The following is a 9466-nucleotide window of genomic DNA, read 5'->3' as shown; positions in this document are numbered from 1 at the left end:
TGCCGTGAGAGGGCAGCGTGCTAGGCCGCTACACAACGGGGGCTCGCACTTGCTTTGTACTGCGCTGGGGTACCAGGACTCGAACCTAGAATAAGGGAACCAGAAACCCTCGTGTTGCCAATTACACCATACCCCACCAAAACACAACCCCCTGGCCGGGGGTTTGTTTGATGTTGCGCTTCCGGCCTGGCCTTTCGGCCCGGTTGGGCGGCGCAGGAAGAACATTACCCGATGGGGGACGGGGCTCCAAAACCGGTATTCGCAGCCAGCAGCGCGGGCAGCTCAGCCAGTCCGATGATCCTTCGCAGGCCCGACGGGATATCCGGTCCCGCGGCGGTGCCCCGGCGGTCCAGCCAGATGCCGAACAGACCCGCCTCGTCCGCACCACGGGCATCGATCTCGGGCTGGTCGCCGACGTACGCCACCTCGGCGGGCGGCAGGCCCAGCGCCGCGCACCCCGCCAGGAACGCCCCGGCGGCGGGCTTGCTCACCCCCAGCTCCGCCGCGCACAGCAGCACCTCGAAACGGTCCCGCAGCCCGAGCGTGCGCAGCTTGCGCTCCTGGTGGACGGTGCTGGAGTTCGACAGAACTCCCTGCCGGTAGCCGGGCGCCAGCGCCGCCACGGCGGGCGAGGCGTCCGGGAACAGGGCCCAGGCGGCCTCGTAGTGGGAGACGTAACGGGAGAACCAGGCGGACGCCTCCGCGTCGCTCAGCGGCTCACCCAGGAACTCGCGGACCCGGTCGCGGCGCTGGCCCTCGTAGTCGACGGCTCCGTCCGCGAAACGCTGCCAGTGGCGCGCGGTGATCAACTGCCAACGACCGAGGGCCTGGCCGGCGGATTCGGATCCGCCGGCCAGGCCCTCGGCCACCACATGCTGCACAAACCCCTGCTCGTCGGCTGTCGTGAAGTCGAACAGGGTGTCGTCTACGTCCCAGAGGACCGCACGGATCGGCATGCCGCCAACCCTAGGACGGTGGCCCCGGAGCCGTCAGCCCCAGGACCGGACAGGCCCTAGCCGGCGAGCTTCGCCAGTGCGGCGTCGACGCGGGCCAGGGTGCGCTCGCGGCCGAGCACCTCCAGGGACTCGAAGAGCGGCAGGCCGACCGTGCGGCCGGTGACCGCCACGCGGACCGGGGCCTGGGCCTTGCCGAGCTTCAGGCCGTGCTCCTCGCCGGCCGCCAGCACGGCGCCCTTCAGCGACTCCGGGTCGGACCAATCCGCGTCGGCGAGCTTGGCGCGGGCGGTGCGCAGCAGGGCGTCGGAGCCCTCCTTCATCGCCTTCTGCCAGGACGCCTCGTCCTCGGCCGGCTGGTCCAGGAAGAGGAAGTCGACATTGGCCGTGATGTCCGAGAGGACCTGGAGGCGGGTCTGGGCGTACGGGGCGATGGCCTCGAAGGCCGCCTGGTCGAACGCCTCGGGGGCCCAGGGTGCGAACGGCGCCTTCAGCCACGGGGCACAGGCCGCCATGAACGCCTTCACGTCCAGCATCCGCAGGTGCTCGGCGTTGATGTGCTCGCACTTCTTGAGGTCGAAGCGCGCCGGGTTGGCGTTGACGTCCGCGATGTCGAAGGCCGCGACCATCTCCTCCATCGAGAAGAGGTCCTGGTCGGCCGAGAGGGACCAGCCGAGCAGCGACAGGTAGTTGAGCAGACCCTCTGGCAGGAAGCCGCGCTCGCGGTACAGGTTGAGCGAGGACTCCGGGTCGCGCTTGGAGAGCTTCTTGTTGCCCTCACCCATGACGTACGGGAGGTGGCCGAACGCCGGGGTGGTGCCGTTGCCGACGCCGATCTCGGCGAGGGCGCCGTAGAGCGCGATCTGCCGCGGGGTGGAGGACAGCAGGTCCTCGCCGCGCAGCACGTGCGTGATCTCCATCAGCGCGTCGTCCACCGGGTTGACCAGCGTGTAGAGCGGCGCCCCGTTGGCCCGGACGATGCCGAAGTCGGGCACGTTCTCCGGGGTGAAGGTCAGCTCGCCGCGCACCAGGTCGGTGAAGGTGATCGGCGCGTCCGGCATCCGGAAGCGGACGATCGACGTGCGGCCCTCGGCCTGGTAGGCCGCGATCTGCTCGGCGCCGAGGTCACGGCAGTGGCCGTCGTAGCCGGACGGCTTGCCTGCGGCGCGGGCGGCGGCCCGGCGGGCGTCCAGCTCGGGCGTGGTGCAGTAGCAGTCGTAGGCGTGCCCGGCGTCCTGGAGCTTCTTCGCGACGTCCGCGTAGATGTCCATGCGCTCGGACTGCCGGTACGGGGCGTGCGGGCCGCCGACCTCGGGACCCTCGTCCCAGTCGAAGCCGAGCCAGCGCATCGCGTCGAGCAGCTGCTGGTAGGACTCCTCGGAGTCCCGGGCCGCGTCGGTGTCCTCGATACGGAAGATCAGTTTGCCCTGGTGGTGCCGGGCGAACGCCCAGTTGAACAGGGCGGTGCGGACCAGGCCCACATGCGGGTTGCCGGTCGGCGAGGGACAGAAACGGACGCGTACGGGGGATGCGCTAGCCACGCTTGATCACCTTGTTGGTGAGAGTGCCGATGCCTTCGATGGAGACGGCGACCTCGTCGCCGACGTTGAGCGGTCCGACGCCTGCCGGGGTGCCGGTGAGGATGACGTCGCCCGGGAGCAGCGTCATCGCCTCGGTGATGTGCACGATCAGGTCCTCGATCGAGCGGACCATCTGGCTGGTCCGGCCCGCCTGGCGCAGTTCGCCGTTGACCGTGGCCGTGATGGCCAGGTCGGAGGGGTCCAGATCGGTCTCGATCCAGGGGCCGAGGGGGCACGCGGAGTCGAAGCCCTTGGCGCGGGCCCACTGGCCCTCGGCGCGCTGCGCGTCACGTGCGGTGACGTCGTTGGCGCAGGTGTAGCCGAGGATGACGTCCTTGACGCGTTCGCGCGGGACCTCGCGGCACAGCCGGCTGATCACGACGGCCAGCTCGGCCTCGTGGTGCACCTCGTTCGAGAACGAGGGGTACACGATCGGGTCACCGGATCCGACCACGGAAGTGGACGGCTTGAAGAAGGCGACCGGGACCGCGGGGACCTCGTTGCCCAGTTCCGCGGCGTGTTCGGCGTAGTTGCGGCCGATGGCGACGACCTTGTTCGGGAGCACCGGCGGAAGGAGCCGGACCTTGCTCAGCGGCACCTTGGTGCCGGAGAGCTCGAATTCGGCGAACGGGATGCCCTTGATGATGTCGAGGACGAGACCGTCGGGGACGGTCGGGTCGCCCTCGACCGCGCCGAAGGCGACATTGCCGTCGATGGAGAACCTGGCGATGCGCACGGGAAGCTGCTGCCCCTCACTGGCCGAAGACTGGATCTCTCCAGGTTAACGTGAGGCCCCGGGCGCACCCTGCTGATTTCCGCCGCTGCCCGTGGTTCAGGCGGTGGGCGCGTCCATGAGGATCGTGCGGCGCGGGTTGGCCGTCTGCTGCGGCAGCTCGTCGCCGATGATGTCCTCGGCCGCGATCACCGGGGCCTGCAGTTCCTCGGCATCCTTGAGGTGCATGAGGGTGGTGCGGCGCGGGTTGGCGATCGGGCGGAACAGCATGGTGGTCTTCATGGGGTGTCTGGGCCTCAGGGGGTCGGGGCGCCGGTTGCGACGCGGGTCTGCGGGGTCACCTGGGTGCACTGGTTTACAGAACGCTGCCGTGCGTAAAGATCCAGGCTAGTGGCGACAGTTCCCCGATTTACGCGACCCAGGCAACGATCTCGTTGTGATTTTGCTCACGAACTACCCGGCATAAGGCCCGAATCGGGCGGTCCGCGCCCCTCCACCAAGCGGACATTACGGGAGTTCACGGACCTTACCCTCCACCCGGACACGAGCCGTTCGCCCTGCCCGGAGCGCCCTTCGGTGCCCAAAAGTTCCAGAATCGCGGGCTTTCGCCGAAACGGACCTGAACGCTCTGTGCCCGGACCGGCGCAGTCAGTCACTCATGTCATTGACTGGGCTGCGGCCCTTGTTGGAGATCCTGCACTGTGCTGGAATTCCCCGGACCGCCACATCAATCGAAGCCAGCGCGTCAGGGGGCGCGTACGAGCATCGAGTGGCGGTGAAGGGCATCGTCGGTCATCCCTACTCCGGGATCACCGGGGCCCCCATGACTCGACACCGTCCCGCCGCACATGCGGGGGACGCCTGGTCCAGAGGTTGCGACGCTAGTGCAGGGACGTTTCAAGAGGGACAGCGGCGCTGCGGGCGACCCGGAGCAGCCCGGCGGAGCCAACAGCGGTCCGTCGCCGCAGCGATCCGACGACGCCGTGAACACCGCGGCCGCCGGACGCTCAAGCACGCACAGCGGCATCGACGCCGGCCGGATCACGGGCGGTGTCGGTAAGCCAGGCCCCCGAATAGCCATGCGCAACTGGAGGATCAGCACCCGTCTGATCTCTCTGCTCGCCCTGCCGGTGGTCGCGGCCACCTCGCTCGGTGCGCTGCGTATCTCCAGCTCGCTGGACAACATCGCCCAGCTCGAGCACATGAAGCAGCTCACCGAGATCACCGAGCACGCGACCGACCTCGCCGGCGCGCTGCAGGAGGAACGGGACCGCTCCGCGGGACCGATGTCCTCCGGCACCGGCAAGAGCGACGACGCCGTCGGCGCCTCCCGGGAGACGACCGACCGTTACCGCAAGCTCTTCCAGAGCACCACCGACGACGTCGACCCGAACGACCAGGTCTTCGTCGGTGTCCGCTCCACCCTGCTCGCGATCGAGCAGCAGCTCGGCAGCATCAACGAGATCCGTGACCAGGCCTACCAGCAGCCGCAGTACATCGCGCTGACGGTCAACAAGTACGACTCGCTGATCCAGTCGCTGCTCTCGCTGTCCCAGGACATGGCGCAGGCGACCAGCAACCAGGAAATGATCCGCAGCACCCGCGCGCTGGCCGCGTTCTCCTCCGCCAAGGAGTTCGAATCCATCCAGCGCGCGGTGATCAGCGCCGCGCTCGCCCCGCAGGGCGGCGTCACGCTCTCGGAGAACGACTGGCAGTACGCGAAGGCCGCCGCGCAGTCCGAGAAGACCGCGCTGACCCGGTTCGGGAAGATCTACGGCGGCGCCGACTCCGTCGAGCTGATGGCCCCCCTCGAGGGCGGCAACGACACGATCAAGAACCACGACACCAACGCCACCCGGATCCTGAACTCCAAGGGCGGCATCAACACCTTCCAGGCCACCGGAGCCACCTACCGCGACTGGGACGACGCCGCCCGGAGCAAGATCCAGGCGATGACCAACATCGAGCGGTCGCTGCTCAACGAGATGCAGCAGCAGGCCCTCAAGCTGCGGGGCGAGGCCCAGCGCCAGGCGATCATCGACGGTGCGATCATCCTGATCGTCCTCGGTGTCGCCGTCGTCGGCGCCTTCATCGTGGCCCGCTCGATGATCCGCTCCCTGCGCCGGCTGCAGGAGACCGCCCAGGACGTCGCCCAGAAGCGGCTGCCCGAGCTGGTCAAGCAGCTGTCGGAGTCCGACCCGCAGGACGTCGACACGTCCGTCGTCTCGATCGGTATCCACAGCCGGGACGAGATCGGCCAGGTCGCCCGCGCGTTCGACGAGGTCCACAGCGAGGCCGTCCGGCTCGCCGCCGAGCAGGCGCTCCTGCGAGGCAACGTCAACGCGATGTTCACCAACCTCTCGCGCCGCAGCCAGGGCCTCATCCAGCGCCAGCTCTCGCTCATCTCCGAGCTGGAGAGCCGCGAGCAGGACCCGGACCAGCTGTCCAGCCTCTTCAAGCTCGACCACCTCGCGACCCGTATGCGCCGGAACGGCGAGAACCTCCTCGTCCTCGCCGGTGAGGAGCCGGGCCGCCGCTGGACCCGCCCGGTCCCGCTGGTCGACGTGCTCCGTGCCGCCGCCTCCGAGGTGGAGCAGTACGAGCGCATCGAGCTCACCTCGGTGCCCGCCGCCGAGGTCACCGGCCGTATCGTCAACGACCTCGTCCACCTGCTCGCCGAGCTGCTGGAGAACGCCACCTCGTTCTCCTCCCCGCAGACCAAGGTGAAGGTCACCGGCCACGCGCTGCCGGACGGCCGGGTGCTCATCGAGATCCACGACACCGGCATCGGGCTCTCGCCCGAGGACCTGTCGGACATCAACGAGCGGCTCGCGAACCCGCCGACCGTGGACGTCTCGGTCTCCCGCCGCATGGGCCTGTTCGTGGTCGGCCGGCTGTCCCTGCGACACGGCATCCGCATCCAGCTGCGCCCGTCGGACTCCGGCGGCACCACCGCGCTCGTCATGCTGCCGGTGGACGTCACGCAGGGCGGCCAGAACGCCAAGAACGCGGCCGCAGGCAAGCGCGGCCCGATCGCGACGGGCATGCCCGGTACGCCCAACGGCCCCGGCGCCCCCGCCACCAACGCCTTCGGTGCCCCCGCCGGTCCCGCGGGACAGGTCGGCCGGCCGCCGCAGCGCGGCCAGGTCGCGGGCGGCGGGCAGCGCCCGGCGCTGAACTCCGGCGGCGGCCCCGGCCTCGGTGGCCAGGGCGGCACCGGCACCCGGCGCGGCGGCCAGCACAACGGCCAGCCGCAGGGCCAGCCGCAGCCGTCCGGACCGAGCTGGGCGCAGGGCGGCCAGCCCCCGCAGGGCCAGCCGCAGCGCAGCGGGAACCCGCAGCAGGGCTTCCCCGCTCCGGCCGACCGCGGCCCGGCGATGGACGCTCCGCGCGGCCACGAGGACGTGGAGTCCACCGCCAGGTTCGAGCGCCCCGACTTCGACGGCCCGCCGCCCGGCTCACGCCCGGCACCGCAGCAGCCGCAGCCGCGGGGCGACTACCAGCGCCCGAACCCGGGTGCCGGCTCCCGGCAGGACGCCGGTCTGCCGCTCGGCGACCCGTTCTCCCCGACGAACAACCCGTACCCCGCGCCCACCGCGCAGGACGCGGGCCCCGGCGGCTTCCGTTCCGACGTCTTCGGCGGAGCACCGGGCCCGGCCCCGGTACGCGGCGGGGCTCGCCCCGACGGGTACCAGCCGGAGTCCACGGGTGAGTTCCAGCGCCCCGCGCAGCCCGACAACAGCGGTACCGGCGAGTTCCCGCTGCCGGCCGGCCGGCAGCAGGCCGGCCCCGGCTACCCCGACGGCCGGACCGACACCGGGCAGTTCCCGGTGGTCGGCACTCCCCCGGCGGGCGACCGGTCGCTGACCGAGCCGTACCCGGGCCAGAACGTCCCGGCCCAGGGTCTGCCGCAGCGCGGCGGGCCTCCGGCCGCGGGCGGGTTCAACGGGAACCGGCCGCCGCAGCAGGGCCAGCCGTCGCAGAACGGCCAGCAGGGCAATCAGCAGCAGGGTTACCCACAGCAGGCCAACCGGCAGCCGAACCGCGGCGTCGAGCCGCAACTGCCGCCGGTCAACGAGCCGATGGCACTGCCGCCGGCCCCGCCGCGCGGTGACGAGCCCACGCCGATCTTCGCAACGATGGAGTCCGACTGGTTCCGTACCGGTCAGGCCGAGCGGATGCAGCAGGTGCACGTGGAACGGGCGGCGCCCGCCGCTCCCACCGCCGCCGCGCCCGCGGCTCCGGCCCGTCCCGCTCCGCAGCCCCGGCAGACGCCGCCGGCCCAGCCGCAGCAGCAGCCCCAGCGGGCCCGGGCCGAACAGCCCGCACCGGCTCCGGTCCAGGCGCGGCCGGTCACTCCGGCCCAGCCGACCCAGCCGGCGCCCCGGGAGACGCCGAACTGGCGCACCTCTCCCAACGACGAACTCCGGCAGCGGGCCGAACAGGTCCGCGAGCCGTCGGCGGGCGGGGTCACTCCCTCCGGTCTGCCGCGCCGGGTACCCAAGGCCAACCTGGTCGCAGGCGGGGCAACCCCCCAGCAGGCGCCGCAGGGCGGTCCTCAGGTCTCCCGGGCGCCCGACGATGTGCGCGGCCGGCTGACGAACCTCCGGCGTGGCATCCAGCAGGGCCGCGAGGCAGGCAATGGCAACACCGACGGCCGGGGCTTCGGCACGAATAACCAGGAGCGATAGTTGAGTGCGATGAGCCAGGCGGCACAGAATCTGAACTGGTTGATCACCAACTTCGTGGACAACACCCCTGGGGTGTCCCACACGGTGGTGGTCTCCGCCGACGGCCTGCTGCTCGCGATGTCCGAGGGTTTCCCTCGTGACCGCGCCGACCAGCTCGCCGCCGTCGCCTCCGGCCTGACCTCGCTCACCGCCGGAGCCTCCCGCATCTTCGAAGGCGGCGCCGTCAACCAGACGGTCGTGGAGATGGAACGCGGATTCCTCTTCCTCATGTCCGTCTCCGAGGGTTCCTCGATCGCCGTACTCGCTCACCCCGAGTGCGACATCGGCCTCGTCGGGTACGAGATGGCCCTGCTGGTCGACCGGACCGGGACCGTCCTCACCCCCGACCTCCGCTCCGAACTCCAGGGCAGCCTGATGCACTGACTGCTCTGATCACGTTTTCACCGCACGATGCGTACTTCCTGCACCGAGACCGTTTTGCCCGGACACGGAGGACCCTCATGACCCCGCCACCCGCCTCGCCGGGCCCGTACGGCGCGTCCCACCACGCGCCGTACGGGGATGAAGGCGACCAGCCGCTGGTGCGGCCGTACGCCATGACCGGTGGCCGTACCCGGCCGCGCTACCAGCTCGCCATCGAGGCGCTGGTCAGCACCACGGCCGATGCGGGCCAGTACCAGGGGCTGCTCCCCGAACACCAGCGGATCTGCCACCTCTGCCGGGAGATCAAGTCGGTCGCGGAGATCTCCGCGCTGCTGGGATTCCCGCTCGGCGTGGCCCGCATTCTCGTGGCCGACCTCGCCGAGGCCGGCATGGTCGCTATCCACCAGCCGGGCAGTGGCGAGGCCGGCGGACAGCCTGATGTGACACTGCTCGAAAGGGTGCTCAGTGGACTTCGCAAGCTCTAGACCGCAACCGCAGGCGGCTTACGGCCCGCCTGTGGCCCGGTCCACCACCTCGGCCAAGATCGTGGTGGCGGGCGGCTTCGGCGTGGGCAAGACCACGTTCGTCGGCGCGGTCTCGGAGATCAACCCGCTGCGCACGGAGGCCGTCATGACCTCCGCGTCGGCCGGGATCGACGACCTCAGCCACGTCCAGGACAAGACGACCACCACGGTGGCGATGGACTTCGGCCGAATCACCCTCGATGACGACCTGATCCTGTACCTGTTCGGTACGCCGGGCCAGGACCGCTTCTGGTTCATGTGGGACGACCTGGTGCGGGGCGCGATCGGCGCCGTCGTGCTGGTCGACACCCGCAGGCTGGCGGACTGTTTCCCGGCCGTGGACTACTTCGAGAACAGCGGCCTGCCGTTCGTCGTCGCCCTCAACGGTTTCGAGGGCCACCAGCCCTACCGGCCGGAGGAAGTACGCGAGGCGCTGCAGATCGGGCCCGAGGCTCCGATCATCACCACGGACGCCCGCCACCGCGGCGAGGCGAAGAGCGCGTTGATCACGCTCGTGGAGCACGCATTGCTGGCTCGACTCAAGTAAGCCTTCATGGTTGCC

General features: G+C 70.5%; 8 protein-coding genes and 1 tRNA gene. 4 read left to right on the top strand and 5 right to left on the bottom strand.

The features are described from left to right. Window positions 1–64: 64 nt before the first annotated feature. The 5 genes from C6N31_RS15825 to C6N31_RS15805 all read right to left on the bottom strand — a co-directional run bounded on the left by C6N31_RS15825 (window position 65) and on the right by C6N31_RS15805 (window position 3548). Window positions 65–136 (bottom strand) — tRNA-Gln (locus tag C6N31_RS15825). 88 nt (window positions 137–224) lie between these two features. Beyond that, window positions 225–956 (bottom strand): HAD family hydrolase, encoded by a 732-nt coding sequence (locus C6N31_RS15820; protein ID WP_164297872.1) that lies wholly within the window; start codon window positions 954–956, stop codon window positions 225–227. A 56-nt stretch (window positions 957–1012) separates the two neighbouring features. Continuing rightward, the gene (gltX, locus tag C6N31_RS15815; RefSeq protein WP_138356492.1) at window positions 1013–2494 is read right to left on the bottom strand and encodes a glutamate--tRNA ligase; all 1482 of its coding nucleotides are present in this window, start codon (window positions 2492–2494) and stop codon (window positions 1013–1015) included. Beyond that, window positions 2487–3269, bottom strand: coding sequence for a fumarylacetoacetate hydrolase family protein (locus C6N31_RS15810; protein ID WP_138356493.1), 783 nt, complete (start codon window positions 3267–3269; stop codon window positions 2487–2489). Before C6N31_RS15810 ends, gltX begins: the two co-directional genes overlap by 8 nt. Window positions 3270–3365: 96 nt before the next feature. Next, window positions 3366–3548, bottom strand: coding sequence for a hypothetical protein (locus tag C6N31_RS15805; protein WP_138356494.1), 183 nt, complete (start codon window positions 3546–3548; stop codon window positions 3366–3368). A 602-nt stretch (window positions 3549–4150) separates the two neighbouring features. Between C6N31_RS15805 and C6N31_RS15800 the strand changes: the two genes are divergently transcribed. The 4 genes from C6N31_RS15800 to C6N31_RS15785 all read left to right on the top strand — a co-directional run bounded on the left by C6N31_RS15800 (window position 4151) and on the right by C6N31_RS15785 (window position 9451). After that, a complete protein-coding gene (locus C6N31_RS15800) occupies window positions 4151–7957 on the top strand; it encodes a sensor histidine kinase (protein ID WP_198357702.1) in 3807 nt (1268 codons plus the stop codon). A 9-nt stretch (window positions 7958–7966) separates the two neighbouring features. Beyond that, window positions 7967–8380, top strand: coding sequence for a roadblock/LC7 domain-containing protein (locus C6N31_RS15795; RefSeq protein WP_138358229.1), 414 nt, complete (start codon window positions 7967–7969; stop codon window positions 8378–8380). Window positions 8381–8457: 77 nt separating this feature from the next. Next, complete coding sequence (locus C6N31_RS15790) at window positions 8458–8865, top strand: DUF742 domain-containing protein (RefSeq protein WP_138358185.1); 408 nt, start codon at window positions 8458–8460, stop codon at window positions 8863–8865. Continuing rightward, complete coding sequence (locus C6N31_RS15785) at window positions 8846–9451, top strand: GTP-binding protein (RefSeq protein WP_374117340.1); 606 nt, start codon at window positions 8846–8848, stop codon at window positions 9449–9451. Before C6N31_RS15790 ends, C6N31_RS15785 begins: the two co-directional genes overlap by 20 nt. Window positions 9452–9466 lie beyond the last annotated feature (15 nt).

It is taken from the genome of Streptomyces fildesensis (genome assembly GCF_016107395.1).
GTDB classification, from domain to species: domain Bacteria; phylum Actinomycetota; class Actinomycetes; order Streptomycetales; family Streptomycetaceae; genus Actinacidiphila; species Actinacidiphila fildesensis.
This window is presented reverse-complemented; position numbering and strand designations above follow the sequence as displayed.